Below are 26,249 nucleotides of genomic sequence, written 5' to 3'. Positions count from 1 at the left end.
AATATCCTGCCCCTCGATCAGCGTCTTTTGACCAACCTCGACGCCGGGCACGTCGGCGATGGCATTCAAGGGGCCGGGCTTGCCTTCGAACGGGATACCGAGGTCGCGGCCGCGCCCGTCGGCCTGGGCCGAAATGAGCGCAACTGCGAGGACCGCCGCAGCCTTCACCACTCAGCCTTGACCCGGCCGGGATCGATCGCCGGCAGTTCGCGGGGAACCAGCAATGGCGGAGTCTCATCCAGTTCGCGCGCCCATTTATGCCCGGTGTAAACGGCTTGCTGGATCGTGCTCGGCGCCCAGCAATCGCCGATCCGCGTCACCGACGCGATGCCCGCCTCCTGCCAGCGGTCGCGCAGCTGCTCGAACAGCGCATCCTCGGGCAAGCGCGCGGTCACGGTGACCAGCGCCCCCGCGGGCCGCTCGGTCGTTTCGCCGGTCAGCACGCTGGTCAATTTGACCGCACCGCCGCCGAAGCCGGTAACGCTGGTGTAGGGCAGCACTTCGACCCCCAGCCGCGCCATGCGTTTGGCGATGGGCATCAGTTCCAGCGTGTAGGCCGTGAACGAGGAGACCGTCGCGGCGGTTGTCGCCAGCATGACCTCGGCGCCGGCATAGCGGCACAGTTCGGCGAGCACGCCCCCCATATAATAATGGTCGTCGTCCCAGATGATCACCGGGCCCGCCTCGGGATCGCGGCCGGCCATCAGATCATCTGGCGTGTAGACGGACGTCCCGTCGAACCCCGGCACGGCAAAGCCGCTGTCGCGCCCGACGCCATCCTTGCGCCAATGCGAGCCGGTTGCGATCGCGACATGGCGCGCGCCGAATTCGAGCACATGCTCGGCCTCCAGGGTGCTGTCGCGATAGATCGAGACATTGGCCATTCGTTCCAGCTGGCCGACGCGCCAATCGCGCACCCGCGCCCATTCGGAGAGGCCCGGCAGCTTGCTTTCGTGCGTCACCCTCCCGCCGAGCTCGGCGGTTGCTTCGGCAAGATGCACCTCGAAACCCCGCCGCGCCGCAGCCAGTGCCGCCTCAAGCCCGGCCGGTCCGGCGCCGACGACCAGCACCGAGCCTTCGGATTTCTTCGGGGCGATGATCTCCGGGTGCCAGCCGCGCCGCCATTCCTCGCCCATCGTCGGGTTCTGCGTGCAGCGGAGGTTGGTCGAGGTGTAGTCGCTGGTCACGCACATGTTGCAGCCGATGCATTCGCGGATGTCGTCGATCCGGCCTTCCTCGATCTTCTTCGGCAGGAAGGGGTCGGCGATCGACGGCCGCGCCGCACCGATGAAGTCGAGCACGCCGCGCCTGATTTGCGACACCATCGTGTCGGGCGACGTGAACCGGCCGACCCCGACGACCGGCTTCGACGTCAGCTGCTTGACGAAGCTGGTGTATTGTTCCTGGAATCCTTCCTTGGCGAAGCGCGACGTCTGGCTGTCGTTGGGCCAGTTGGAGATGTTGACGTCCCACAGGTCGGGCAATTCGGCGAGCATTTCGATCACGTCGCGCGCTTCGCCATCGTGGGTCAGCCCGGCATCGCCCATCAGCTCGTCGGCGGCGATGCGCACGGCGACCGCACATCGATCGCCGACCGCGTCCTTGGTGTCTTCGATCAATTCCCTGAGCAGGCGAGCGCGATTTTCGAGGCTGCCGCCATATTCGTCGGTCCTATCGTTCTTGCGGCGTTCGAGGAATTGCTGGGCGATCGACAGGTCGTGCGTCGCATAGACGTAGACGATATCGAACCCCGCCTTCTTCGAGCGGAGCGCGGCCTCGCGATGCCATCGGCGCAGGTCACGAATGTCCTGCTTGTCCATCGCCCGCGCCTGCATCGGATAATGGTAGATGATCGGACGGGCAGATGGCGCCATTGGCGCCAGGCGCGTGCCCCAGTTCGCGGCCGAACCGCCGTGGTGCATAATCTCGATCGCCGCCAATGCGCCATGCTCGTGGACCGCGTCGGCCATCAGGGCCATGGCGGGAATGTCGCGGTCGTCCCACAGGCGTCCCTCGTGGAACGGCTCGCAATCGCCGGTGGGATGGATTTCCGTCTCCTCCGTGGCGACGACCGCCCATCCGCCTTCGGCCTTGATGCCGCGCAGCCGCGCCAGCGTTTCCGGCTGGGTCCAGCCAATCCCGGTGCAATGCGGCACCTGGTAGAAGCGGTTGCGCGCCGTAACCGGCCCGATCGCCACCGGCTCGAACAATATGTCGTAGCGCGGGTCACGGGTCATGAAGGGAGAACCGCATCGACAGTGTCGCCAAGCAGGTCGACGATCATTTCAAGCTCCTGGTCGGTGACATTATAGGGCGGCGCCAGCAGGATGTGATCGCCGAGACAGCCATCGACGGTCCCGCCGCCGGGATAGATCAGCAGGCCGCGATCGAACGCATCCGACTTGGCCCGCTGATGCAGGGCAAGCGCCGGATCGAAGGGCGCCTTGGTCGAACGGTCGGCAACCAGCTCGATCGCCTGGAGCAGGCCGCGCCCGCGAATGTCGCCGACATGGGAATGGCCGTCAAAACGATCGGAAAGCAACGAATTCAGCCGCTTTCCCCCGCGTTCTGCGCGATCCAGCAGCGCTTCGCTGCGGATCACCCGCTGGACCGCGAGCGCGGCCGCGCAACCGATTGGGTGGGCATTATAGGTCTGGCCATGCTTGAGCGCTCCCGAGCCCCGGGCGACGGCCTCATAAATATCGCGGGTGCAGACGACCGCGCCAATCGGCTGATAGCCCGCGCCAAGGCCTTTCCCCAGGGTGACGATGTCGGGCACGACGCCATCCTGCTCGCACGCCAAAAAGGTGCCGGTCCGGCCCGACCCGCACATCACCTCGTCGAGGATCAGCAGGGCGCCGTGGCGATCGCAGATTTCGCGGATATGCTTCAAATATCCCGGCACCGGCGGCACCGCTCCCGCGGTCGCGCCGACCACCGTTTCGGCAACGAAGCCGATCACCGTTTCCGGACCGAGGCGGAGAATTTCCCGTTCCAGCGCGTCGGCTGCCCTGGCGCCATAAGCCTCGGCGCTCTCGCCCGGCTCGGCAAAACGATATTCGAAACAAGGATCGACCAGCGCGACGTCGATCAGCAGCGGCTCGTAAGGAGCCCGCCGCCAGGCGCTGCCACCGGCCGACAGGGCGCCCAAAGTGTTGCCATGATAGCTGAGCCGCCGCGCAATGACGTGCCGGCGCCCCGTTTCCCCGCGCTCCAGATGATATTGCCGCGCCAGCTTCAGCGCCGCTTCGATCGCCTCCGAACCGCTGCTCGTATACCAGACCCGGTCGAGCGTCCCCGGCGACATCTCGGCGACCACGGCGGCCAGTTCTTCGGCGGCGGCGCTGGTGAAGAAGCCGGTGTGAACATATTCGAGGTTTGCGGCCTGCTCCGATATCGCCGCGACGACTTCCGGATGACCGTGGCCGAGACAGGAGACGGCGGCCCCGCCGCAGGCGTCGATATAGCGCCGGCCGTTGGCATCGATCAGGTGAATGCCATCGCCGCGAACGGCAAGCGGGGGAGGCGCGCCGGTGGATCGGTGAAAGACATGTTCGGCCGGCATCGGAGCGAAGCATGGTCCGGCCAATCGTTTCGGGTCAAGCCGTGGCGAGCTTCCCCATCGGCCACGCCTGATTGCCGGAGCCGGACGCCGCAAAACCTTCCGGCTGAATTAGGCAGGGAGTCGCTGCCATTGATTACCCGACCGCGGTCCCGAAGATTCGGCCGATCCCGGCGGTGACAGCCATTGCCAGGGCGCCCCAGAAGGTCACCCGCAGAATTGAGGGCACGAGCGGTGCGCCGCCGACCCGCGCCCCGATTGTACCGAGCGCCGCAAGGCAAAAAAGCGACACGATGGCGACGGACGGCACCAGCATCGAGGTGGAAGCGAACGGAACAACTGCCAGTGGAGCAGCGGCTCCCGCGGTAAAGGTGAGCGCGGACGTCGCGGCGGCCTGAAGCGGCCGTGCCGTGGTGATGTCGGATAAGCCAAGCTCGTCGCGAGCATGGGCTGCGAGGGCGTCATGCGCCATCATTTGGTCCGCCACGGCCTGGGCCGTCTTTCGGTCCACGCCTCTCGCTTCATAGATGCGCGTCAGCTCCTCGCGTTCAAATTCTGGCTGATGTTCCAGCTCCGCCATTTCGCGAGCGAGATCGGCAGATTCGGTGTCCGATTGCGAACTGACCGAAACATATTCCCCAGCCGCCATCGACATTGCCCCGGCAAACAGGGCCGCGACACCTGCGACCAACACACTGGTCCGGCCTGCATCCGAAGCCGCAACGCCGACGATCAGACTTGCGGTTGAAACGATGCCGTCATTTGCGCCAAGCACGGCGGCCCGCAGCCAACCGATGCGCGCGGTCGCGTGCCGTTCACGATGTGCGTGCAGCCGGCTCATCTTGATGCGCTCGCTTCAAGCACCTTTGCGCCTCGCGCACTTGGCGACCTCCAGAAGCATCGCACCCGTTGTCAGGAAACTTACCGCCAGGACCCAGGCGAACTGGGCGATCATTTGCGGTGTGGCGCCAAACAGGCTGAGCACCAAGGTGGCGGCGGAAAAGCCCACCGCCAATAAAAATGCCAGCAGGAAATCGACGCCGGCCGCCAAGCCGGTCCAGAACTGCACGGAGCCATGTTCCAGCGCGCAGGCCGCCGCGAGGGTGACGCTGCGCAGGAATAGCCAGCCAGCGATGATGAGAAGGGTCGGAGCGAACTTCGTTGCCTGATCGGTCGTGAATAGAAGCCCGGCAAAAATCGTGAAAACGCCAGCGAGCATTGCCAGTTTGCGCGTTTGCTTGCGCTGCGTTCCTGCAACCACTTCGATCAGTCCCGACAGGACGAGCATTGAGCCGATGACAATCGCACCTTGAGCCGGGCTCAATGCCGGCAAGGCTGCGGCGCCACCGGCCACCAGGATGATCAGCCAGCCCGCCATGGCAATCCGACGTGAGCGGTCGTGATCGCCAGCAGGGCCTTCGGTCATCCTTGCAGGTCCTTCGAGAGAATCGTCACGCTCATATCATCCGGACAGGGGTGCGCATGAAAGCCCATTTCTTCCTGGAGACCAATTGCGGCGCGGTCATCGCTGAGCTGAATCGAATGCAGCCGCTTAAACCCGCGCGACCGGGCATAGTCGCAGGCTCTCTCCAGCATCGTCCAGCCAATGCCATGCTCCTTGAGATCGGAACGGACCGTAATAGCCACTTCGGCATCTCGCCTGTCGCGGTCCGATGTCGCGATCATGGCGGACGCGACAAGCTGCCCGTCGTCACCGAATGCCAGCAGGTTCTCGGTGTCAGTATGGTCGATGTTGACCAACTCGTAAGCCAACCGTGGCCAGATTGCCTTCATCGCGCTGAGGAAGCGGAAGCGAAGGTCCTGTGGCTTAACGCGGCCGAAGAAATCGGCCAGGGTGCGCTTGTCGCTCGGATTGGCGGGACGAACGTTCAAGTCGAAGCCCGAGCGGGTAGCGCCTTGCGAACTCCATTCGGTCAGCAGTGCCGGGCCCGGCTCTTTGGTCTGTTGCATCGCTCGTCTCCACCCTCTGCTCTGCGTATGAGCAATGGTGCCGGGCACTTAGACGGTCTGTGCTTCGCGGGCTTTACGCACATCTACCTAGCGACCCTCGACCGTCGCCGGCGCATCATCGGCGAATGAACAGATTCGGCTTGATGGGAAGCGGTGCACTGGCGGCGCTCCTGGCCATGTTGTGGGTGCCGGCCGTGCCCGCCCAACAAATTGACATCGGGTCGGGCTCGGTCGTGCAAGCCATCCAGAAATTGCGGCCGGGCGAATATGCCTGGGCACCGCAACTGGCGCCCGCCGGCCCGGTACTGCTCATCGTGAATACCAGGACGCAGCGCGCCGTCCTCTACCGAAATGGCATCCCGATTGCCGCTTCGACCGTTTCGACCGGGCGTTCCGGCTACGCCACGCCACCGGGCGTCTTCACCATCCTTCAGAAGCAGGTCGAGCACTATTCGAGCAAATATGACAACGCTCCGATGCCCTATATGCAACGGCTGACCTGGTGGGGCGTCGCGCTGCATGCCGGCAACCTCCCCGGCTATCCTGCGTCGCATGGTTGCATTCGCTTGCCGGCTGGGTTTGCCCGCCTCCTCTATGGTGTGACCAGGCTTGGGATGACGGTCGTCGTGACCGACAAGGCGACGACGCCACGCGCCGCACCGACGCCCGAGATTGCGTTGGCCGGCACCCGGAATCAGCCAGTAGCAGGAGAGGCCTTCGACTGGCATCCGGAGAAATCGCCGACGGGTCCCGTATCGATCATCGTCAGCGCGGCCGATCGCCGCGCAATCGTCCTTCGCAACGGCGTCGAGATCGGTTCGGCTACGGTCAACGTTGGCGGCCCGGTTGCCGGCACATGGGCCTACACCTTGCGCAGCGCCGATAGCGGCGGCCAACAGTGGCTGAGGTTATCGCTATCAGACGCAGGACCATCCAATGCAATTGTGCCGCGTGAGGAATGGAGCCGCTTCGAGGCGCCAGCGGAGTTCCGGCGAGCAGTGGCGGCTATCCTTCAGCCAGGATCGACGATCGTCGTCACTGCCGACTCGCTTCAGAGCGGCAGCATGAGCCCCGCGCTAACCGTGATTGCCGACGAAGAGCCTAAGTAGCATTGCCTATTCACCGTGCGATGTATTGAGGCGAGATTGATCCCTTGAACTCCGGCGGGCGACCCTCCCCAGCTCCTGCCCGCCGGAGTCATGTGGAGTGTGGCCCGGCCGATAATCAGCGGACCCTGCTCGACGGACACGCCCGCTGCCAAGCTTGATTTCCCCCTAGCGAGTGTCCTCAGGAAAAAAGATGGCCGGCGCTGCTCGCAGGCGCTCCCCCTATCGAACGATCAGGATCGGGACCGGCGAGGCCGACAACATCGTGCGAGTGACACCGCCGAACACGAATTCGCCGAGACGAGAGTGATTATAGCCGCCCATGACCATATAGCCGGCGTTCACACCTTTTGCGCGGGTCACCAGGATCTCGGGGATCAAGTCGGCATACTCGACCGCATCGACATTCTCGATCGTCAGCTCCGCATGGATTCCGTGCTGCGAAAGATATTCAAGCAGCCTGGTGCTCGGGAAGAACTCGGCCTTTTCCTCGACTATTTGGAGAACGTGCACCGACGATGCCCGCTTGAGCATGCCGATTGAAGACCGAACGGCATTGGCCGCCTCGTAGCTGCCATCCCAGGCAATGAGTGCTGCCTTGGTGGGATCGCATGGCCGTCCTCCATCGCCAGGGATCAGCACGGGTGTCCGCGACCGGCAAATGAGATCACCCAGGAGGCCGATCGTCGAGCCGACAAAATCTGCCCGGATCGGCGCGCGACTTGTCACAAGCAAGTCGGCGAGTGCGGCGCGACTGATGAGCTGGCTGGCAACATCACCGGTCACCTGATTGTAGTTCCAGTTGACGTCTTCGTTGGCCAGCTTGCTTTCGATCTTCGAGCGGATCTCGGCCTCGCCCTCTTCGATGGCCTTGATGACGTCGGGCATGACGAACACACCGCCAAGGCTGTCATAGGCGACATAGGCCTGGGACGGGGTTACGTGCAGGCACTCGACGTGAGCCGAAAACGACCGGGCGAGCGAGAGCGCCGTTTCGATCCGGACGTCGAGCGTTTCGTCATCCTGGATATGGACGAGAATAGTCTTCGGGCTGCCGTCGAACCCATGAACGTCATCGCTTGTTACCGGCGCCCGCTCCAATTCGAGCTGATTCTGATCGGCCATCGAACTTCTCCTCGGTGCAGCGGGAAAGCCCCGTCGATGGAGTAATTTCGGCCTTTCGATAGGCCGGATGAATAAGGAGTATCCCCTAAATGGGCGTGTCGAACTGGGTGGCTTCACCAGTCTCGGCGGCTTTCACCGCCGCATCGAGCGGCCGACTGGTCATGGCGTTTTTCGGGGCCGAGCCATGAGCAAAATCGAGCACCGACAGATGCTCGCACTTGGCGACCATCAGCGCCGCATCTGGCTGCTCGGGCAGGTCAAAGTCGGCGAGGTTGGGATGCCGCAGCTGAAGCAACCGCCAGGCCATCTTGCGCTGTTCCGGCCCTGTCACTTCATAGGCATGGGCGCCGGCATAAACCGCCTCGAGCTTCAGCAGGTCCTTGGGTTCCTGGCCGATCGCCACGGCAATGCGCCCGTCACGCTGGATGTTGGCGAACTTCTGGCTGTCTCGCGAGATCAGGAAATAGAGCAGCAGCCCGTCATTCGCATATCCGACGATCGTGACCTGCGGCCATCCGTCCGGCCGGATAGTCGAAACGGCCATGACGCGATGAGCATCGAGGATCGCGATCGCCCGATTTTCCATAATTAGGGTGCTCCTCTTGAGCTCAGGCTGCCGCCGGCTCCTGGCAGTGCAAACCGGTTTGCTGGCAGATTTCGGCGAGCGTACTGCCGACTTCCGCTTCGTCAGGGTCGCGGTTTGCGGCATCGCCGAGCCCGATAATCCCGACGAGACGATCACCTTCGTCGCAGACCGGAAGGCGGCGAACCTGCTCGTTCGCCATGGCCCCGAGTGCTTCCTCGATACTGTCCTCGGGAGAGCAAGTGGCGACATTGGTGCTCATGATACGCCGCACCGGCATGCTGGGGCTGACGCCGCCGGCCGTGCTGCGGACGGCAATATCGCGGTCGGTCACCATGCCGACCAACCGGCTGCCCTCGACGACTGGCAAAACTCCAACGTCAAAGTCGGCCATCGCTCGCGCGGCCTCGAAAATGGTGTCAGATGGCCCGATCGAACGCACCAGCTGCGTCATGATTTCCTGAACCTGCATGATAAACTCCTCCAGGCCGTTCATTTCGCAGGGCCGCGGTCTTGGGGTCTTTACGCAAAGTCACGTAGTGCCTTGCTGCACAGGTCAGACAAAAAGGAGGCCGGCCCGGCGGCCGACCCCCTCAAAAACACCGCCTTCAGCCAGGCTGCGCGTCAGGCATCCTTCTCGATCTTGATTTTGCGGGCAGCCTGCTTGCCGTCGTTCTTGCCGACCTTCACGGTCAGCAAGCCGTCCTTGAACTTGGCTTTGACGTGCTGCTCATCCGCCGCGGCGGGCAGGCGGATGAACCGCTCAAAGGCGCCGTAGCTGCGCTCGGTATGATGGTAACCTCGTTCATTCTCCTCGCGTTGCTCCTGCTTCTCGCCGGCGATCCGCAACACTCCCTCATCGAACGACACATCAACGTTTTCCGGGTCGAGGCCCGCCAGTTCGGCGGTCACTTTGTAAGCCTTGTCAGTCTCGCTCAGCTCGACTGGCGGCCAGGCAGTGGCAAGACTGCCGATCCGCAGCGCCGGCAGGCGGAACGGGAAATCCTCGAACAGCCGGTCAACCTCGGTCCGAAGCTGGGAAAAGGGCTGGATGAGCTGGTCGGTAAAATCGCTCACCGGCCTACCGGCGATGGCCATCTCCGACTTGCGGACTTGATCCTTCTGCATGGTGCTTCTCCTTCTCGAGTGCGCAGGAGTTTCGCGCCGCCGGATCGTCGATACGATACGAAATTTCCCTTAGGTGCCTTGCGAACTTTAGGCGGCTCCGCAACATTACGGACTGCGGACCTTCCTCACTTTGGCCGAACATTCGGGCCGCAAGGAGGATGCCATGAAAAGGATCAGTCCCATCAAGGCTGCCCTGTCGGTCGGAATCGTCATCGGGCTCTATCACCTGATGTGGGTCATGCTGGTCGCAACCGGCGCAGCCCAGTCAGTCCTGAACTTCATCTTGCGCCTGCATTTCATTGAACTGGACATACGGATGGCGCCCTATGACGCCGTGACCGGCGCCACGCTGGTCGGGATCACATTTGCGATCGGCGCCATGTTCGGGCTCGTGTTCGCGCTTGTCTGGAACTGGCTCGCCGGGAACGCGGGCGCAGCCCAGCCGGCGCAACGCGCAGCGCATAGCGAAGCCTGAAGGCCTCCTGCCCATGGTGATCCAGCTTCTGTTCGCCAGCCTGATGGTTCTGGTAACGGTGCTGGTTCACCTGGTCGGCCTCGCTGTCTTGCTGAGGGTCCTCCGGCTGCATCGTTTACTGCCCAAGGCGAGAGTTGGTCCCTTGGTGCTACTCTTGACCGCCACGGTCGGGCTGTTCGCGATCCATACGGTCGAGATTTGGTTGTATGCCGCGCTCTATCTCGGCCTCGGTGCCACGCCCGCGTTCGAAGAGGCGCTCTATTACTCGACCGTAACCTATGCCTCGATTGGCTATGGCGACGTGCTACTGGCGAAAGGTTGGCGCATTCTCGGCGCAATCGAGGGCACGACCGGGGTCATCATGCTGGGCTGGTCGACCGCTTTCCTGGTATCGCTGCTGGCCCAGCTAAAGCTGTTTGGACATGATTGGCTCTACCCATCCGGACAGCCAAAATCGGGTATCAGCGACGGATAGCCGCCGCCTTTCAACTCGCTTGAGCTGCAAAAGCCAGCCGCAATGCCTCGGACAGGCTGCGCACGTCGAGCTTGCTCATCAAATTGGCGCGGTGGATCTCGACCGTTCGCGGGCTGATCCCCAAATCATAAGCGATGGTCTTGTTCGGCAAGCCTTCCGCCAGTCCATCGAGGACGTCACGTTCGCGGGGCGTCAGGACCTGAAGCCGTACCGCGGCATCCTTCGCGCGCTCCCGGCCGTCGTTCGACCGCTTTAGCGACGAAAATCCAAGCTCCAGCGCATTTAGCAAGACCGCCTTTTCGAACGGCTTTTCGATGAAATCGATCGCACCGGCCTTCATCGCGCGAACGGATAGCGGGATGTCGCCATGCCCCGTCATGATGATCACCGGCAAGGCGACGCCGCGCTCCTTTAGCGCTTGGTGGACTTCGAGCCCGTCCATTTGCGGCATCCTGATGTCCAGCAGGATGCACCCCGATTCGAGGGCTTTGGCATCCTTCAGAAGCTCCATGCCTGACGCATAGGACTGCACCTTGTGGCCTGACGTCTTGAGCATGAAACCGACCGATCGGCGGACCGAATCGTCGTCGTCCACGACATGCACCAGCCTCTCGTCGCCGCTCATTGAGTCTCTCCGACCAGGGGAAGCGTGAAATAAAAGATCGTGCCACCGCCAGGCCGCGGCTCGAACCAGATCCTGCCGCCATGGCTTTCGACAATCGTCCGGCAAATCGACAGCCCGATGCCCATCCCCGTGAGCTTCGAGGTCACAAACGGCTGAAACAGCTGAGGCGCGACACTTTCGCTGATGCCGGATCCGGTGTCCTCCACGCACACCGTGACGAGATCATCCGGGCCGGCCGCAGTGCGAATGTTCAGCGACCGCACCTGGCTGTCGATCATTGCATCGATGGCATTGCGAATGAGGTTGGTCAGAACCTGTTGCACCTGGATGCGATCCACAAACACCTGATCGGCCTCGTGGTCGAGCTGGATCTGCACCTCAATCCCATGTTCCCTGGAGCCAACCAGCGCCAGGGCGTTGGCCTCCGTCACCAACCGCGAAAGGGATTCGACCCGTCGATCCGATTCGCCGTGACTCATGAAGTCTCTCAGCCGCATGACAATCTGACCGGCCCGAAGCGCTTCCCGCGAGGCTTCGTCGAGCGCTTCCCTGGCAGTCTCGATCGCTTCCTGGTCGGGATCGCCTGCAAGCAGGTCGCGGCCGCTTTCGCAGTAGTTGGCGATCGCCGTCAGCGGCTGGTTCAATTCATGAGCGAGCGAGGAAGCAAGCGACGTCATTTCGCTGATGCGCCCAACGTGCGCCAGCTCGGATTGAAGGTCTTGAAGCCTCAACTCGGTTTGCTGCCGGTGGGTGATGTCATGGATGAAACCCGTGAAGATTCGCTTGTCGCCGATCCACGCTTCACCAACGGAAAGCTCGATCGGAAATGTGTTGCCATCACGGTGACGTGCCGTCGTAACCCGCCCAATACCGATGATCCTGCGCTCACCGGTCTTGCAGTAATTGTGGATGTAGCCGTCATGCCGTTCCCGGTCAGGCGACGGCATGAGCATGGAGACATTCTCGCCGACCACGTCGGCTTCGGCGTACCCAAAAAGCGTTTCCGCGGCCGCGCTGAACGACAAGATATGACCGGCTTCATCGATCACTACCATGGCATCCGGAACGGTCGCCAAAATGGAGCGAAGATGCGCTTCGTCATCGCTCAGGCGTGCAGCGGGGACAGGCTGATCCATCGATCCGTTCATAACATTATTGCGGAAGCGCTATGAAGCAACCGGCGATGCACTAATCGGCTCGATGCTGACAACACGAAACGGCAGCGCAACGGCATCAGGTCCAACGATTGTAATATTCTGATCCACCACCAGTCTGTCGTTTTGCATGACGAAGGTGGAGCTTGCTCCGGCACGCGAGCAAATCAGGAGCCATTCGCCGTCGAGCCTGGAGATCTTGCCGGCCTGGTCGGCGTCCGATGCCCAGAAGCGGCGCACGATGGCCTGGTTCACGTTCTTGTCGAGTGCAGCCGCGTCGATCGAGCCATCACCGCACAACGGCAGGCGCAACAGAAAGGCGCGGCTGGCCGATCCGCGCGGAAACTCCGGCGAACGCGCCAGCTCAAGACGGACCGACTTCCAACTCACCCGTCCGCCCTGATACATGTCGGAAGAGTGCAACATAGGTGATCCTACCTAAATGCGATGGCGCGATGGCCGGCTCAATTGAGCGCCGAGATGACGGCGACGACGATCGCCCAGCAGAAGATGACCGCCGGCAACAGCAACACCAGGATGGTGGCCTCGCGCCCATTGGTGCGGCCATCCGCGGTCCGGATGCCCTTGGCGCCAAGCTCGCTCCAGCGCAGGGCCCTGCTGTGATTTTCTTCCGGTTTCATCCTCACCCACATGGCCGGAAGGGTGAAGAAGCCGAGGATGAAGACGATGAAGATGCCGAAGGGCACGACCATCGCGGGCGCGCGAAATGCAAGGCTCAACACGCTTACGAACCCGGCGAACAAAAGTGCGGTCGCGATGTGCAGTGCGGGCGGAAGCTCGAAGGTCCGATCCTCACAGCATCGCTGCAAAGGCGGCGCAACAATTTCATCGCGTGCAACCAGAACTGCCGATTGGTGACGAGCCGACATGCTTTCCTCCTGCGCTCAATGCCAGGATGATGCCGGTTCCTCGTCAGGCGCCGCCATAAGTAGATTGCCGTAGCGTGCCGCCGCCGCGGGGCGGGGTGCTCACGGTTCGTTTCTCGCCAGGCGTCTGGGAGTCGGTCAAGCGATGTGCTTTATCGAGTTTGATGAGGTCACACCGCGTTGGAAAACTGGGCAGTTGAACTTGCGCGCCAGGAGTCGAGCTCGGCTGCTACGCTGCGCGCATAAGGCAATCCCTCCGGCAGCAGATTGAGTCGCCAGCCCGACCAACGGATCAGGCGAGCATACTCAAACTCCCTGAGGTGATAGCGCACGGGCAGCCGGTCGGGGAGTTCCTCTATGTCCGCCGATCCCTGGCACAGCAGTTCTTCGATCAGGCGTCCGCGCAGGCGTTCAGCAGGTGGCGTGGCGATGCCCCGAATTGCGGCCAGCCGCCCTGTACCGATCTTCATGCCGTAGCGACCGCTGTTGCGCTCATTCTGGACAAGCGAGCCGGCATAGCGACTGATCGCCGACGCGCCGAGGCCGATCAGCGTGTCACAAGTATCGTCGGTGAAGCCCTGGAAGTTGCGGCGAACGCGCCGTTCGCGTGCAGCCGCGGCCAAAGGGTCTTGGCTTCTTGCAAAATGGTCGAACCCGACCGGCGTCCAACCTTGCCCGGTGAGCCATTCGTGGGCCAGCGCCGCCTGGCGGAATCGCTCCGGCGATCCGGGCAAAGAAGCGGCGTCGATGCGACGCTGACGTGGGATCAAGTGCGGGACGTGGGCATAGCCAAACACGGCAAGGCGGTCGGCCCCCAAGTCCTGGCTTAGTTTCAGACTCTCAGTCAGTTCGGCGTCACCCTGTAGCGGCAGACCGTACATCAGGTCGAAGTTGAGCGATGTGACACCCGCTTCTCGCAACAATTTGACCGCATTTTCGATGGTTTCGAACGGCTGGATCCGGCCAATTACCGCCTGCACCTGGGGATCGAAGGTCTGAACGCCGAGGCTGGCCCTTGTTATACCGGCTCCTGCCATGGCTGCGGCAAATTCCGCATCGAAGCCTCGGGGGTCGATTTCCACCGACAACAGCGGCGCGATGGCCATTGGAAAGGTAGATTTGAGTCGTTGGACCAGCACCCTGAACTGATCGGGCGCGATGGCGTTGGGGCTGCCGCCACCGAACGCAATGCGCACGACCCGCCCGCGACCGTCGAGGTATCCCGCGACCAGGTCTATTTCCTCGGAGAGGCGCTGAAGGTAGGTAGCGAGCCGCTGTGCGCGGTTGGCAGCGCCGGTGTTACAACCGCAATACCAGCAAATTTCCCGGCAATAGGGAATGTGGACATAGATGGAGATCGGCTCGTCGGGACCGACTGCTTCCAGCCCTGCACGCTGGTCGGCCTCGCCTATTCCGTCGTGGAACTCTGCGGCGGTCGGATAGCTGGTGTATCGAGGGACAGCCCTTGCCAGCAATTTAGGGTAATATGTCCACATGCAGTCAGCCTTGCGCCCGCGAGCTTCCCGACACATTGATGTGGATCATCGGAATGACGCGACATCTCGATAGCTGTGCCGCTCAGGAGGACCGTCCCTTGAAGGTGAGATTTTACGGAAAGCTGGGCGAAAAACTCGGAGCGGAAATCGAAGTCGATCCGCCGACGGGGACCGACACGATTGTGAAGCTTCGTAACGTCCTTGCCGACATGTTCCCCTATGCGTCGGCGGATCTACAGCAGCGTTCGCGCGCCTGCATCGCGGATTCAATCGTCGGCGAGGGCCACAAGCTTGCCGGCATCGAGACGGTAGAGTTCCTACCGCCCCTGTCAGGGGGTTGAGATGCGGTGCATGACACGCCTCGCCGCCGAACGGCTCGATCCGAATGCCGAATATGCGGCGTTTCAGTCAAAACTTGTCGACGAAGGTGCCATCGTTACCTTTGTCGGCATCGCACGGCCGCAGTCTATAACCGGCCGTGAGGTCACCAGCTTGTTTCTCGACTATCACCCGCGAATGACGGAAGCATCGCTCAGCGAAATTGCCGAGGATTCGGCTGGCAAGTTCGATGTTTCGGCAATCAGCGTTGTTCATCGCTGCGGCGAAGTTTCCCCCGGAGAAGCGATCGTTTTCGTTGCGACGGCCGCGCTTCACCGTCGGGCCGCCTTCGAAGCCGCTGAATACGCCATGGACAGGCTGAAGACGGAGGCAGTCTTTTGGAAGAGAGAGGATGCGGTCGACGGTTCGCGCTGGATTGAACCAACGATTACCGACCAGGTCGACCGGGCGCGCTGGAGCAAGTGAATGGCTGGAATTGACGAGACGCTGACATTCCACCCGCTGCGGATCGCGGTGCTGACCATTTCCGACACGCGCACGGAGGGAACCGACACATCGGGCGCCCTCCTCGCCAGCCGTCTGCAAGATGCCGGCCATGAGCTCGCAGCCAAGGCGATCGTCCCGGACGAGGTCGAGGCTATCCGGTCCCAAGTCCGAAGCTGGGCGGATGATGACGGCGTCGACCTCATCATTTCGACGGGAGGCACGGGATTTACACCGCGCGATGTGACCCCTGAAGCGGTCAAACCACTATTCCGCCGCGAAATGGATGGCTTTTCGGTGGTGTTCCACCACGCAAGCCTCGGGACAGTAGGCGTTTCCACTCTCCAGTCGCGCGCATTCGCAGGGCAGATCGACGACACTTTCATCTTCTGCCTGCCAGGCTCAACGGGCGCCTGTCGCGACGGATGGGACCATGTTCTATCGCTAGAACTCGACAGCCGTTACCGGCCCTGTTCGCTGGCGGGCCAGATCCCCCGCCTGAGGCAGGTTTGTGCATGAGCGACCTCACTCATCTGGATGAGGCAGGACGGGCCCGAATGGTCGACGTCAGCGCCAAGGAGTCGACCGCACGACTAGCGAAGGCCGAAGGCCAGCTGCGCTGCGATGCCGGCACCTTGAACCTGGTCCGGGAAGGCCGGACGCCGAAGGGGTCGGTAATTCAGACCGCCGAACTCGCCGGCGTGATGGCGGCCAAGAAGACCGCCGATCTGATCCCGCTGTGTCATCCGCTCGCACTCACCAACATCGGGGTAACGATCGAGCTTGACGATGACCTGCCCGGCTTCCGGGTGATCGCAGAGGTTCGCACCGTTGGTCAGACGGGCGTCGAGATGGAGGCGCTGACGGCCGTGTCGGTTGCCTGCCTCACCCTGTTCGACATGCTGAAAGCGGTCGACAGGACCATGGCGATCGAGGGCGTCCGGGTGATCGAAAAGTCGGGCGGCCGGTCGGGACACTGGACGGCACCGTGATTTCCTTCGACCAAGCCGCAACCATCATAAACGATATTGCACGGCCTCTTGAAGGCGAGCGCGTGCCGATCGGCGAGGCACACCGCCGGGTGTTGGCGGAGCCTGTCATCGCCCGCGTTCATTCGCCGCCTTCGGACGTCTCGGCGATGGATGGCTACGCAGTGCGCGAGGACGATCTTCAAATTTTGCCGGCGCGACTTCGCGTGATCGGCGAATCCTTCGCCGGTACAGGCTTCATCGGCGGCGTATCGCCGGGGTCCAGCGTCCGGATCTTTACCGGCGCCCCTTTGCCGAAGGATGCGGATCGGGTCATCGTTCAGGAGGTAGTGCGCCGCGAGGATGACATCGCCGTCATCGACGATTACCCCGGCGCGGCGAAGCACATTCGCACGCGCGGCTCCGATTTTCAGGAAGGCGCTTTGCTGGTCGAGCCTGGAACGCGCCTTGGATATCGTGAACTGGTTGCAGCGGCGGGCGCCGACCTGGCGGATCTTGGTGTTTGGCGACGCCCCACCGCATTGATCCTTGGCACCGGCGACGAGCTGGCGACGCCTGGCAGCGCGGCGGGAAAGCCGGGCGCCATCCCAGAGAGCGTTTCATTCGGCGTAGCGGCCCTGGCCGAGGATTGGGGGGCCACCGTAATCGGGCGCCGCCGCCTGCCCGATGATCTCACGGCAATGGAGGCGGCTGCGGCCAGCGCCCTGGATCAGGCGGACCTTATCGTCGTGACCGGTGGCGCCTCGGTCGGCGAAAAGGATTTCGCCAAGACAATGTTCGAAAGCCATGGCCTCGAACTGCTTTTCTCCAAGGTGGCGATCAAGCCGGGTAAGCCCGTTTGGATCGGGAAGGCCAAAGGCAAGATCGTCATGGGCCTTCCTGGGAATCCAACCTCTGCATTGGTCACCGCCAGGCTGTTGCTTGCGCCGCTGATCGCGGGCCTATCCGGAATGAACCCTCAAGCGGCCCTGCGCTGGCGCAAGGCGCCCCTGCTGGCGTCGTTAGCGGCATGCGGGGAACGCGAGACCTTTGTCCGCGCTCGCGCCGTTCAGGACGGGGTCGAGCCAGTATCAAACCAGGATTCAAGCGCGCAAAAGACGTTGGTTGAAGCCGAGCTGCTGGTAAGGCGCCGTCCCGGGGCTTCGCGCGCCGAGACCGATGACTCCGTCTGGGTGCTGGATTTCTAGCTAACGAGCATCTCTTCGGCGGCGGCAAGATCGCCTGGACTATTGATGTTGAAGAAGGGATCGCGAAGGCTTGTGGGCCACTCGACCTCGGCATAGCCGAGATGCTGCGCGAAACCCCTGAGCGATCTGCGACCCGATGCGCAGTAGTCCGCGAACTTGTAAGTGGCCGCGTCGCGCCAGAGTGCGCAAACTGGATGCAGAGCGCCGCCACTCGAGGCCACCGCCGCGTCAGATATGCCAATTTCATTTGTCAAACGGGCGACCAGGTCACCTGGCAGGAACGGCATGTCGCAAGGAATTGTCAGGAGTGATTCCGCGCCCTGGCGGCAAGCCCATTCAAGCGCGGCGGCAAGGCCTGCCAGCGGACCGTCGATCCCGGCGGCATCGGCAATCCACGGCAATTGGCATGAGCCAAGCTGCTCCTGGGAACGGATTGAAACGATCGCTGAGCTCGACCATCCCCTGGCTCGATTATAAGCTCGCTCGAGCAGCGTCTTCTCGCCCAGCCTGATGAGCGGCTTTCCACCGCCAATCCGGCTCCCCTCCCCGCCGGCCAGAACTGCTATGGCAATTGCCGATGAATCGATCATGCGAAGATCAACTTGATCCCGGCAATGACCAGAACCAGCCCCAGGCCTTGGAGCAATCTTGGCTTTGGCAGCCGTCCGGCACCCAACCAGGTTCCCACAATCGCGCCCAACACGACCGCCAAGGCAAAGATCGGCAGCTCTGCCGGCAGGGCACGAACCGATGCGACATTGCCCGCCAGGCCGGCAATCGAATTGAGCAAGATAAAGCCGGCAACCACGCCGGACGTGCGCCGCGCGTCCTCCCATCCAAACAGGATGATCAGAGGACTTAGGAAGATGCCGCCGCCGGTGCCGGTCAGCCCGGCGAGCAAGCCGAGGAGCGCGCCGACCGGAAGTGCGACCTTTGCGGACACCGGCCGAAGCTCTTGCCGGGCAATTTGCGACGGTTGCCAAAAAAGGCGCAGGGCCGCGACCCACAGCAGAACGCCGACCAGCGGCCGGTATATTTCCGGCGCGATCTTGATCCCGCCACCAATGAAAGCGGCCGGAACCGCCGTCGCGGCGAACAGCAAGAGCAGCCGCAGATTGGTCTGCCCGGCCCGCCAGTAGCGCCAGCTTCCGAACCCGGCGACGAGCAGGTTTAGCGCCAGCGCGGTGGGCCGCATTGTTTCCGGCGCCACTGCGAAGAGCGCCATGATCGCCAGATAGGCTGATGCGCCGCCGTGACCAACGGTTGAATAAAGCGCCGCCGCAAGGCCCATCAGCAGGGCGATCATCACGATGGTCGAATAGTCCATAACGCCGAGCTCCACGTTGCGGCGGCTTTGGACTTAGTAGCGGCGGGCAGATTTGACGCAAATCATCTGCGCCACAAATCCAACCGCTAACTGGGAGCGGCGCCAAACGGCAATGTCGATACAGCGAAGGACAAGCATCGTGACTCTCGATCTGACAAAAGCTGTGCTTGGCGCTTTGCTTTTCATGGGTTGCGGCGGCACGGTGCTGGCCGCGGACAGGGGGGACAGCGATGGGCTCCGGGTCAAGCCAATCCTCGATGCGCGCCTCCGCTACGAGATTGTCGATCAGCCCGCGCTCGACGCCGACGCGCTGACCTTCCGTCTGAGGGCCGGTGCCGAGGCCGTCTACGGCCATTTCTCGTTGCTGGCCGAAGCCGAAGGCACCGCCGCACTGGTCGACGAATATAACGCCTTTCCCTTCACGCTCCCGGGCGAGAAGCAGTGGCGCCCCGATCATGCGGTGATCGCCGACCCCATGAACATCGAGCTCAACCGGCTGCAACTCCAATACAAGGCCGACAAGACCACGGTTACCCTTGGCCGCCAGCGGATCAACCTCGACGACCAGCGATGGGTCGGGTCGGTTGGCTGGCGGCAGAATGAGCAGACGTTCGATGCGATCCGCGGCGAAGCCAGTATCGGCCCGGTCGTGGCCGACATTACCTATGCCAGCAAGCAGCGGACGATTTTCGGGACCGACGCCGGGCCGCGTACGGCGCTTGACGGCCATTTCATCTTTGCCGGCCTCTCATCCAAGCTCGGACCCGTCCAGGGCAAGCTGTTCGCCTATCTGCTCGACTATGACGAGGACTTCTTCCTGACCAACAGCAGCCAGACTTACGGTCTGACGCTAAGCACAGTCGTCCCGATTGCCGCCAAGACCAAAGTCTCGCTCCGGGCCAGCTATGCCCGCCAGTCCGATTACGCCGAAAATCCATTCGATTATGCGGCGGATTATTGGTCCCTCGACGCGGGCACAACCCTGGTCGGTTTCGGCATCGCCGGCGGTTGGGAGAAATTGGGTAGCAATAATGGCCGCGGGCTGCAGACCCCGATGGCGACCCTGCACAAATTCAACGGCTGGGCCGACCTGTTCCTGACCACGCCCACCACCGGGCTGGAGGACGGCTATGTTTCACTCAGCCGCAAGTTCGATCAGGTGAAAGCGCTGCCTGTCCTCAACGCGACAATTGCCTTCCATCAATTCGACAGCGACGTCGGCAACATCGAATATGGGACCGAGTGGAATGCCTCGCTGGGGTTCAAGATTCGCCGGGTCTCGTTCCTCGCCAAATTCGCAGATTATGACGCCCGGGACTTCGGCAAGGATACCCGCAAATTCTGGCTTCAGGCCGAATGGGCCTTGTAGCGACCGGCCCGCCTATCCGCCGAACCCCTCCGCCATTTCCTTGAGTCCATCCCGGTCAAGGATTTCAATCCGGTCCTGGCTCGCCAGGCGGATCAGTCTTCGGTCGCGAAGCTGGGCCAGCATCCGGCTCACGGTTTCCTTGGTCAGCCCAAGATAGTCGGCGATATCCAGCCTGCTCATTGGAAGATCAAATTCGGTATGGGTGTGGCAATCGACCAGTTCCTGGCGCTCGAGCAGCGACAGGAAAAAGCTGGCGAGGCGTTCGGCCGCGGTCTTGCGGCCGAGGAGCACCATCTGGGCCTGGGCGGCCGCCAGCTCATGCGCAGCGAGCCGATAGAGTTCGCGTTCGACCGCCGGATTTGCTTCGACAAACCGGTCGAACGCATCTCGGGTGAACCACCACAGCTCTGCCTTGACCAGCGCCTCGGCGGTGAAGGCATATTCGTCGTCAATTGAAATGCCGAGAAAATCACCGGGGAACATGAAGCCAGTGATTTGCCTGCGACCGTCGGCAAGCAAGGTGTAGATTTTCAGCGATCCGTTGGCGAGCATGAAGACCCGCCTGACCGCGTCGCCCTCGTGGAAAATCGGCTGTCCTGGTTCCAGGCGCTGCATTGTGCCGAGAGACCGCAGGTTTGCCAGGGTCACGGCATCCAGGCGCCGGCAAATGGTGATTGGCCGGATTACGCAATGTTCACAGGGATGCCCTGTCGGCAACTCAAGTAGCGGGCCCTTGGCTTGGTAAGGCAATCGACTGGTCCCCAGCCGCGAATTCCCCGCGGCAACGAATGATCTGGCTCAATGTGCCATAGCGCCTCGCGGCTAGGCTTCAAACTCCCGACATCCGCAACGGCGGCCCATGACCAGCTTGACAGTCAGGAACCTTGAACCGGAACGCATGGCGGAAGCTTATCCGCTAGTCCGCCGTGCGGCGGGTGTCGAACCAGAGCGATGGGAAATGTTCGGCCGTCATCTTGCTGCTCAACAAGGAGGCGTGCTGGCGGTCTTCGCCGAGGACAAGCATGTCCATGGAATTGCCGCCTACCTGCCGGTCATCAGCCTGAAGCACGGCAATGTCCTGCGCGTCGAAGCCATTGCAGCCTTCGAGCTCGGCCACATGTCGCTTGTCCGGAAAGCACTTTCAGCCGCACTCGACAGACTGGCACGAGAAAAGGGATGCGAGGTGGTGATGTTCACCCTGGACGCCAAAGGACTGACCAGTCCGCGCTCGCGCCGACGGCGCAGCTGGGAACAGCTTGGACTGACAGCCGAAGCGATCGAGTTCGTTCGCCATCTTGATGGCGGATGCTTGAGCCCCGGTCCTGAACCGGAGATGCCGGTCAGGACATAAAGAAGATCGCCAGCGCGACGCCCAGCACGGTCACGATCAGCCAGACGATTGGCCACCTCTCCCCTTCGCCTTCGTGTGCCGAAGCCGTGTCGATCGGCGGCGGCGAAGGGTGCTTGGTGTCGTAGACGGTTTCCGTGGTGGTCTTCAGCGCCGGGTTGAGCGGAGCCTCTTTAGGCTGATCTCTGGTCGGATCGGTCATTCGGCCGCTCCTTCTTGCGGGTGATGCTGATGAGAATGCTGGTTGCAGGCCCTGACGTTCAGTCGCCAATCGACCATCGCGACCAGGCAGGCCATGCCCGGATCCTCTGTTCGCATTAATGTCGATGTAAGCGTCGCCCAATCCTCCTCGCTCGCGAAGCGCGAGAAATCGGAGATCGCCGTCCGGACATAGGAAGTCGGCGTCAAAGCCTCGGCACAAGCGGCGCCCTGCACAGCGATCGCCAATTCGGGATTGGCGATCTTCAACCACGCCTGAAAATCCCCAGCCCCGTCCCGCGCCGCGGCGAGAAGGTCACCGAACATGGGCATCAGCCGGCCCCTTCGATGAGGATGCCTTCGACCGACCCGCGAGCGGCGAGACCAGCAACGTAGCGGGCCGACTCCACCGACCAGCTTCGAGCTTCCAGCGTATCCACGATCTTGTCGCAGGCCATTTCAAACGGGATTGTCCGACCTGGGATGCGCCGATGCAGCCGCAGCAAATGCCAGCCGAAACGAGAGCGAATTGGCTCGCAGCCGGTTTCTCCGTCCCCAAGAGATTCCAGCTCTTCTTGAATAACGGCGACCAACTCACCGCGCCGTACCTGACCAAGCGACCCATCTTGCTGCGCCGAGGCGCAGCCCGAATGGGTCCGGGCTGCCTTTGCAAATGCAGCGGCGCCGTTCCCGATTTGCTCCCGGACAAGGCGGGCCTTCTTTTCTGCCGCGGCCCAACCCGCCTCGTCATCCGCTTCCGGCTCGATCAGGATGTGAGCGGCGTCGAACAGGTCGGGTGTGCGGAATCGCTCCTGGTAGGCGTCGTAAAATCGACGGCACTCATCCTTGCCCGGATGAGAGGGTACTACTTCGAGCTCCAGCAACGAACGGACCAGCGCGTCGTCCTCCGCTTCCGATCGCCCGGCGTCGTCCTGCTCGGGCTCTGCCTTGAGCCCCAATCTGCGGGCTTCCTGCAACAGCAGCTCTTTCACGGCGAGCGCACGCGCGGCTTCGGTCCATGCAGTCTCGGCGTCCGGCGCCGGATGATGCTGGATTTCCTGGGCGATGGCTTCGGGCGTGATTTCCACACCATTGACGCGGACCTCGCTGAATGTCGGAGGCGGCGGGATCATCGGATCTGGACCGCCGCCACAGCCACCTGTTTCACACGAGCTCATCATCCGAGGCGCCGGCCGCTGCGACGGATCGCCGAAATTGATGACGTCGAGGCGACGGCTCATGTCGCGCGACCCTCGTCCAGCGCGGTGCGCATCACGGTATCGCCTCCATAGCTTGGAGCGACGCCGGCGGGCCCTCGGGTGGGCGAACGATCGCGGCCGACGCGGCGCGATCGCACGATCTGGTATCCCGGCCGGATCAGGAAGAAGATCGGGGCGCTCCAGATGTGAACGAGCCGCGTGAAAGGCGTGACCAGGAACAGCGTCAGCCCCAGAATGATGTGGAGCTTATAGACCAGTGCCACTTCGCGGAGTTGCTCAGGCGCAGCGGGATTGAGCGTCAGTATCCCGTTCGCCCATCTCATGAACCGCACCATCTCGCTCCCGTCGAGGTGCTTGATCGTCCAGAAAGTGGTGAGAATGCCGAGTGTCAGCTGCAGCCAGAGTAGAATGAGGACGATGATGTCGCCCCAAGACGAGCTTTTGCGGATGCGAGCGTCGAACAGACGCCGGTGAAGCAGCAAGGTGCAGCCAATATAGGCGGCGACGCCGGCGATGCCGCCAACCACCAATGCAGCCGTCTGCTTGAAGGAGTGGCTGACCCCGAGGGCATCGAACACGTTGATCGGGGTCAGCAGGCCAACGAAATGTCCCATCAGCAGCACCAGGATGCCCATGTGAAACAGGTTGGACCCGACCATCATCTGGCGCTTGCGCAAAAACTGGCTCGATTGCGACCGCCAGCCGAACTGCTGCGCGTCGAACCGAAAGATGCTGCCGACGACGAGCACAGTGACGGCCAGATAAGGGTACCAGCCGAATGCCATCTGGTTGATAAAGTCGGTCATGCCCCGGCCTCCCTGCTCACGCTACGGTTCGATGCCCTGATCTTGGCGACAACCCCGGTCGGCCCGCCCATTTCGTGCGCACCGCTCGTGTTGAAAGTGACGGGTGCCTCTTCCCATTCCTCGTCGATCGCCTGGGGATCCTCAGCGGGGGTATTCTGGTCGATTTCCGCCAGGGCGTCGGCATCCGGACGCACACCGGCCAGCATCACCAGGCAATGGAAGATCGAAGCGTAAGCCGACTGCCGCTTGTCGAGCCGCTCGGCCAACGCAGCGAACACATGGGCCGGCTGGCCAAGCGTCTCGCGCGCGTCGGCGGGAGGCAGGCAAGACGCATATTCCAGGAACACCGGGACGAAATCCGGCAGCTCATTGGCTTCGAGGAAGAAACCGCTGGCGAGATATTGCTGGCCCAGGTCGATCATCGCCTGTCCGCGCTCCCGGCTGTCGCCATGAACATGCTCAAACAAGTGCAGCGACAGCGACCGCGAGCGGTCGAACAGCTCGCTGTAAGCGGCCTGCAGGTCGAGCAGCTCTTCGGTTTCCAGCGCGCCAAGCAATGGCTCCAGCTGATCGCGCCCGGCGGCGGACAGCGTATTTTCTTTGCCAATGGCGATCCGCAACTCGCCGGCATGCTCCTTGAGTTCCTGCGACGGGTAACCCAGCAGAGCTGCCAGCGTCCTTAGCGTCAGCTTCATGTCGAGACTTTCATGTGCGGTTTGCTCGGCGATCGCTTGGTTCCGCCGAACAGGTTGACCTTGTTTGACCCGCGTGTCGGCTCATTGAAGCCGAAGCCCGAGGAACCGCGCAGGACGTAAGCATCTTCATCAAACTCGCGGCGTGCGGTGGGAATGACGTAGCGGTCCTCATAGGCGGCGAGCGCCATGATCTTGTACATCTCCTCGATCCGGGTGCGGGTCAGGCCGACCCGTTCCGGGATGCTTTCGTCGATGCGGCCTTCGACACTTTTCGCCCGCATGTAGGAGCGCATCGCCAGCATCCGCTCAAGCGCGGCTGCAATCGGCTCCTCGTCGCCTGCGGTCAGCAGGTTGGCGAGATATTTGAGCGGAATGCGCAGACTGCGGACGTCGGGCATCCCATCCAACGCCGAAATTTTGCCGGCTTCGGCCGCCGACTGGATCGGAGATAGCGGCGGCACGTACCAGACCATCGGCAGCGTGCGATATTCCGGGTGAAGCGGGAACGCGATCTTCCACTCCATCGCCATTTTATAGACTGGGGACCGGGTCGCAGCCTCGAGCCATTGGTCGGTGATACCCTCGGCCCGCGCGGCTTCCTGGACCGCCACGTCAAGGGGATCGAGGAACACACTCAGCTGGGCCGGATAAAAGTCCTTGGGATCCTCGACGGATGCCGCCGCTTCGATCTTGTCGGCATCGTACAAAACGACGCCCAGGTAGCGGATGCGGCCGACACAGGTTTCCGAACAGACGGTTGGCTGACCGACTTCGATCCGCGGGTAGCAGAAGATGCACTTCTCCGACTTGCCGGTCGACCAGTTGTAATAGATCTTCTTGTAGGGACATCCGGACACGCACATCCGCCAGCCGCGGCATTTCTCCTGGTCGATCAGCACGATGCCGTCCTCGGCCCGCTTGTAGATTGCGCCCGAGGGACAGGAGGCGAGGCAAGTCGGATTGAGGCAATGTTCGCACAGCCTCGGCAGGTACATCATGAACGTCTTTTCGAACTGCCCGTAAATCTCCTTTTCGATACCGTTGAAGTTGCTGTCATGGCTGCGCTTTTCAAACTCGCCGCCGAGCATGTCCTCCCAGTTGCCGCTCCATTCGATCTTATTGAGCTTTTCTCCCGTCACCAGCGAGATGGGCCTGGCCGTCGGCTGGGCCTGTAGTTCGGGAGCAGCCTGCAACCAGTCATATTCGAACGTGTAGGGCTCGTAGAAATCGTCGATCTCCGGCAGATGCGGGTTGGCGAAGATCTTCGACAGGATGCGCCATTTGGCTCCCTGCCTGGGCTGGATCTTACCGTTCTTCTTACGGATCCAGCCGCCCTTCCAACGCTCCTGGTTTTCCCAGTCCTTGGGGTAGCCGATGCCGGGTTTCGTCTCGACATTGTTGAACCAGGCGTATTCGACGCCCTCGCGGTTGGTCCACACGTTCTTGCACGTGATCGAGCAGGTGTGACAGCCGATGCACTTGTCGAGGTTCAGGACCATCGCGATCTGCGCGCGGACTTTCATCGCGCCACCTCCTTTCCGGTGGCGTGGGCATCTTTGGCGCCCGTCCCCCAATCGGCCGTTCCGCCCTCGACATTGGCGGTATCGTCGGCGGCCTTGTCGAACCAGTTCACCTCGCTCATCTTGCGAACGATGACGAACTCGTCGCGGTTGGCGCCGACCGTCCCATAATAGTTGAAGC

The 26,249-nt window shown here is 62.3% G+C and carries 34 protein-coding genes; 10 read left to right on the top strand and 24 right to left on the bottom strand.

What is annotated here, in order from left to right:
* Nucleotides 1-164: 164 nt before the first annotated feature.
* From Q0C64_RS07775 to Q0C64_RS07755, 5 genes are all read right to left on the bottom strand, one after another.
* Nucleotides 165-2,237 (bottom strand): FAD-dependent oxidoreductase, encoded by a 2,073-nt coding sequence (locus tag Q0C64_RS07775; protein WP_294122386.1) that lies wholly within the window; start codon nucleotides 2,235-2,237, stop codon nucleotides 165-167.
* Nucleotides 2,234-3,565, bottom strand: coding sequence for an aspartate aminotransferase family protein (locus tag Q0C64_RS07770; RefSeq protein WP_294122384.1), 1,332 nt, complete (start codon nucleotides 3,563-3,565; stop codon nucleotides 2,234-2,236). Before Q0C64_RS07770 ends, Q0C64_RS07775 begins: the two co-directional genes overlap by 4 nt.
* Nucleotides 3,566-3,698: 133 nt before the next feature.
* On the bottom strand, nucleotides 3,699-4,403 hold the full coding sequence (locus tag Q0C64_RS07765; protein ID WP_294122381.1) for a VIT family protein: 705 nt from the start codon (nucleotides 4,401-4,403) through the stop codon (nucleotides 3,699-3,701).
* A 15-nt stretch (nucleotides 4,404-4,418) separates the two neighbouring features.
* Nucleotides 4,419-4,988, bottom strand: a complete 570-nt coding sequence (locus Q0C64_RS07760) for a hypothetical protein (RefSeq protein WP_294122379.1) — start codon at nucleotides 4,986-4,988, stop codon at nucleotides 4,419-4,421.
* On the bottom strand, nucleotides 4,985-5,581 hold the full coding sequence (locus tag Q0C64_RS07755) for a GNAT family N-acetyltransferase (protein WP_294122376.1): 597 nt from the start codon (nucleotides 5,579-5,581) through the stop codon (nucleotides 4,985-4,987). The genes Q0C64_RS07760 and Q0C64_RS07755 overlap by 4 nt, the downstream gene beginning before the upstream one ends.
* 77 nt (nucleotides 5,582-5,658) lie before the next feature.
* On the opposite strand from Q0C64_RS07755, the gene Q0C64_RS07750 reads away from it, so the two are divergent.
* Entirely contained in the window at nucleotides 5,659-6,642 is a 984-nt protein-coding gene (locus Q0C64_RS07750) for a L,D-transpeptidase family protein (protein ID WP_294122373.1), read from the top strand.
* Nucleotides 6,643-6,861: 219 nt separating this feature from the next.
* Here the strand turns inward: Q0C64_RS07750 and Q0C64_RS07745 are convergent, their stop codons facing one another.
* The 4 genes from Q0C64_RS07745 to Q0C64_RS07730 form a co-directional block, all read right to left on the bottom strand.
* Entirely contained in the window at nucleotides 6,862-7,764 is a 903-nt protein-coding gene (locus Q0C64_RS07745) for a universal stress protein (RefSeq protein WP_294122371.1), read from the bottom strand.
* Between the two features lie 85 nt (nucleotides 7,765-7,849).
* Nucleotides 7,850-8,350, bottom strand: a complete 501-nt coding sequence (locus Q0C64_RS07740) for a pyridoxamine 5'-phosphate oxidase family protein (RefSeq protein WP_294122369.1) — start codon at nucleotides 8,348-8,350, stop codon at nucleotides 7,850-7,852.
* 22 nt (nucleotides 8,351-8,372) lie between these two features.
* A complete protein-coding gene (locus Q0C64_RS07735; RefSeq protein WP_294122366.1) occupies nucleotides 8,373-8,843 on the bottom strand; it encodes a CBS domain-containing protein in 471 nt (156 codons plus the stop codon).
* Nucleotides 8,844-8,971: 128 nt separating this feature from the next.
* On the bottom strand, nucleotides 8,972-9,475 hold the full coding sequence (locus tag Q0C64_RS07730; RefSeq protein ID WP_294122363.1) for an Hsp20/alpha crystallin family protein: 504 nt from the start codon (nucleotides 9,473-9,475) through the stop codon (nucleotides 8,972-8,974).
* Nucleotides 9,476-9,638: 163 nt separating this feature from the next.
* Between Q0C64_RS07730 and Q0C64_RS07725 the strand changes: the two genes are divergently transcribed.
* Entirely contained in the window at nucleotides 9,639-9,950 is a 312-nt protein-coding gene (locus tag Q0C64_RS07725; RefSeq protein WP_294122361.1) for a hypothetical protein, read from the top strand.
* 13 nt (nucleotides 9,951-9,963) lie between these two features.
* A complete protein-coding gene (locus tag Q0C64_RS07720) occupies nucleotides 9,964-10,425 on the top strand; it encodes an ion channel (RefSeq protein ID WP_294122359.1) in 462 nt (153 codons plus the stop codon).
* A gap of 10 nt (nucleotides 10,426-10,435) precedes the next feature.
* Here the strand turns inward: Q0C64_RS07720 and fixJ are convergent, their stop codons facing one another.
* From fixJ to hemN, 5 genes are all read right to left on the bottom strand, one after another.
* The gene (gene fixJ / locus Q0C64_RS07715; RefSeq protein WP_294122356.1) at nucleotides 10,436-11,050 is read right to left on the bottom strand and encodes a response regulator FixJ; all 615 of its coding nucleotides are present in this window, start codon (nucleotides 11,048-11,050) and stop codon (nucleotides 10,436-10,438) included.
* Nucleotides 11,047-12,198, bottom strand: coding sequence for a PAS domain S-box protein (locus Q0C64_RS07710; RefSeq protein WP_366004498.1), 1,152 nt, complete (start codon nucleotides 12,196-12,198; stop codon nucleotides 11,047-11,049). The genes fixJ and Q0C64_RS07710 overlap by 4 nt, the downstream gene beginning before the upstream one ends.
* 18 nt (nucleotides 12,199-12,216) lie before the next feature.
* The gene (locus Q0C64_RS07705) at nucleotides 12,217-12,612 is read right to left on the bottom strand and encodes a hypothetical protein (protein ID WP_294122353.1); all 396 of its coding nucleotides are present in this window, start codon (nucleotides 12,610-12,612) and stop codon (nucleotides 12,217-12,219) included.
* A 56-nt stretch (nucleotides 12,613-12,668) separates the two neighbouring features.
* Nucleotides 12,669-13,094 carry a hypothetical protein gene (locus Q0C64_RS07700; RefSeq protein ID WP_294122350.1) on the bottom strand — a complete coding sequence of 142 codons (426 nt, stop codon included), beginning with the start codon at nucleotides 13,092-13,094 and terminating at the stop codon, nucleotides 12,669-12,671.
* Between the two features lie 167 nt (nucleotides 13,095-13,261).
* Nucleotides 13,262-14,587 carry an oxygen-independent coproporphyrinogen III oxidase gene (gene hemN, locus Q0C64_RS07695; protein WP_294122348.1) on the bottom strand — a complete coding sequence of 442 codons (1,326 nt, stop codon included), beginning with the start codon at nucleotides 14,585-14,587 and terminating at the stop codon, nucleotides 13,262-13,264.
* On the opposite strand from hemN, the gene Q0C64_RS07690 reads away from it, so the two are divergent.
* Genes Q0C64_RS07690 through Q0C64_RS07670 form a run of 5 tightly spaced genes read left to right on the top strand, consistent with a single transcriptional unit; the run spans nucleotide 14,578 to nucleotide 17,585 of the window.
* Nucleotides 14,578-14,928 carry a hypothetical protein gene (locus Q0C64_RS07690; RefSeq protein WP_294122346.1) on the top strand — a complete coding sequence of 117 codons (351 nt, stop codon included), beginning with the start codon at nucleotides 14,578-14,580 and terminating at the stop codon, nucleotides 14,926-14,928. The two genes, hemN and Q0C64_RS07690, sit on opposite strands and share 10 nt — an antisense overlap.
* A gap of 10 nt (nucleotides 14,929-14,938) precedes the next feature.
* Entirely contained in the window at nucleotides 14,939-15,391 is a 453-nt protein-coding gene (locus Q0C64_RS07685; RefSeq protein ID WP_294122344.1) for a molybdenum cofactor biosynthesis protein MoaE, read from the top strand.
* Complete coding sequence (gene moaB / locus Q0C64_RS07680; protein WP_294122342.1) at nucleotides 15,392-15,928, top strand: molybdenum cofactor biosynthesis protein B; 537 nt, start codon at nucleotides 15,392-15,394, stop codon at nucleotides 15,926-15,928. It begins immediately after the preceding gene.
* Nucleotides 15,925-16,401 (top strand): cyclic pyranopterin monophosphate synthase MoaC, encoded by a 477-nt coding sequence (gene moaC, locus Q0C64_RS07675; RefSeq protein ID WP_294122340.1) that lies wholly within the window; start codon nucleotides 15,925-15,927, stop codon nucleotides 16,399-16,401. The genes moaB and moaC overlap by 4 nt, the downstream gene beginning before the upstream one ends.
* Nucleotides 16,398-17,585 carry a molybdopterin molybdotransferase MoeA gene (locus Q0C64_RS07670; protein ID WP_294122337.1) on the top strand — a complete coding sequence of 396 codons (1,188 nt, stop codon included), beginning with the start codon at nucleotides 16,398-16,400 and terminating at the stop codon, nucleotides 17,583-17,585. The genes moaC and Q0C64_RS07670 overlap by 4 nt, the downstream gene beginning before the upstream one ends.
* On the opposite strand, the gene Q0C64_RS07665 is transcribed toward Q0C64_RS07670, so the two are convergent.
* Both Q0C64_RS07665 and Q0C64_RS07660 read right to left on the bottom strand, forming a co-directional pair.
* The gene (locus Q0C64_RS07665; RefSeq protein WP_294122335.1) at nucleotides 17,582-18,175 is read right to left on the bottom strand and encodes a molybdenum cofactor guanylyltransferase; all 594 of its coding nucleotides are present in this window, start codon (nucleotides 18,173-18,175) and stop codon (nucleotides 17,582-17,584) included. The two genes, Q0C64_RS07670 and Q0C64_RS07665, sit on opposite strands and share 4 nt — an antisense overlap.
* Nucleotides 18,172-18,912 carry a sulfite exporter TauE/SafE family protein gene (locus Q0C64_RS07660; protein ID WP_294122332.1) on the bottom strand — a complete coding sequence of 247 codons (741 nt, stop codon included), beginning with the start codon at nucleotides 18,910-18,912 and terminating at the stop codon, nucleotides 18,172-18,174. The genes Q0C64_RS07665 and Q0C64_RS07660 overlap by 4 nt, the downstream gene beginning before the upstream one ends.
* A 139-nt stretch (nucleotides 18,913-19,051) precedes the next feature.
* On the opposite strand from Q0C64_RS07660, the gene Q0C64_RS07655 reads away from it, so the two are divergent.
* Nucleotides 19,052-20,281 (top strand): alginate export family protein, encoded by a 1,230-nt coding sequence (locus Q0C64_RS07655; protein WP_294122329.1) that lies wholly within the window; start codon nucleotides 19,052-19,054, stop codon nucleotides 20,279-20,281.
* A gap of 12 nt (nucleotides 20,282-20,293) precedes the next feature.
* Here the strand turns inward: Q0C64_RS07655 and Q0C64_RS07650 are convergent, their stop codons facing one another.
* Entirely contained in the window at nucleotides 20,294-20,896 is a 603-nt protein-coding gene (locus Q0C64_RS07650) for a helix-turn-helix domain-containing protein (protein ID WP_294122327.1), read from the bottom strand.
* A 283-nt stretch (nucleotides 20,897-21,179) separates the two neighbouring features.
* On the opposite strand from Q0C64_RS07650, the gene Q0C64_RS07645 reads away from it, so the two are divergent.
* Nucleotides 21,180-21,632, top strand: a complete 453-nt coding sequence (locus Q0C64_RS07645; protein ID WP_294122325.1) for a hypothetical protein — start codon at nucleotides 21,180-21,182, stop codon at nucleotides 21,630-21,632.
* On the opposite strand, the gene Q0C64_RS07640 is transcribed toward Q0C64_RS07645, so the two are convergent.
* The 7 genes from Q0C64_RS07640 to Q0C64_RS07610 form a co-directional block, all read right to left on the bottom strand.
* The gene (locus tag Q0C64_RS07640; RefSeq protein ID WP_294122322.1) at nucleotides 21,622-21,831 is read right to left on the bottom strand and encodes a hypothetical protein; all 210 of its coding nucleotides are present in this window, start codon (nucleotides 21,829-21,831) and stop codon (nucleotides 21,622-21,624) included. The genes Q0C64_RS07645 and Q0C64_RS07640 overlap by 11 nt on opposite strands.
* Nucleotides 21,828-22,160: a hypothetical protein gene (locus Q0C64_RS07635; protein ID WP_294122320.1), complete on the bottom strand. Its 333-nt coding sequence runs from the start codon at nucleotides 22,158-22,160 to the stop codon at nucleotides 21,828-21,830. The genes Q0C64_RS07640 and Q0C64_RS07635 overlap by 4 nt, the downstream gene beginning before the upstream one ends.
* A complete protein-coding gene (locus Q0C64_RS07630) occupies nucleotides 22,160-23,068 on the bottom strand; it encodes a peptidylprolyl isomerase (RefSeq protein ID WP_294122317.1) in 909 nt (302 codons plus the stop codon). Before Q0C64_RS07630 ends, Q0C64_RS07635 begins: the two co-directional genes overlap by 1 nt.
* The gene (gene narI, locus Q0C64_RS07625; protein WP_294122316.1) at nucleotides 23,065-23,853 is read right to left on the bottom strand and encodes a respiratory nitrate reductase subunit gamma; all 789 of its coding nucleotides are present in this window, start codon (nucleotides 23,851-23,853) and stop codon (nucleotides 23,065-23,067) included. Before narI ends, Q0C64_RS07630 begins: the two co-directional genes overlap by 4 nt.
* Nucleotides 23,850-24,548 (bottom strand): nitrate reductase molybdenum cofactor assembly chaperone, encoded by a 699-nt coding sequence (gene narJ, locus Q0C64_RS07620; protein ID WP_294122313.1) that lies wholly within the window; start codon nucleotides 24,546-24,548, stop codon nucleotides 23,850-23,852. Before narJ ends, narI begins: the two co-directional genes overlap by 4 nt.
* Nucleotides 24,545-26,071 (bottom strand): nitrate reductase subunit beta, encoded by a 1,527-nt coding sequence (narH, locus tag Q0C64_RS07615; protein WP_294122312.1) that lies wholly within the window; start codon nucleotides 26,069-26,071, stop codon nucleotides 24,545-24,547. Before narH ends, narJ begins: the two co-directional genes overlap by 4 nt.
* Nucleotides 26,068-26,249: hypothetical protein (locus Q0C64_RS07610; RefSeq protein WP_294122310.1), on the bottom strand; the 182-nt coding region annotated here is incomplete at its 5' end. The genes narH and Q0C64_RS07610, both read right to left, overlap by 4 nt.

Origin of the sequence: Sphingomonas sp. (assembly GCF_023266535.1) — a bacterium.
GTDB lineage: Bacteria > Pseudomonadota > Alphaproteobacteria > Sphingomonadales > Sphingomonadaceae > Sphingomicrobium.
Note: the sequence above shows the minus strand (reverse complement) of the source record. Positions and strands in the feature narration are given on the sequence as shown.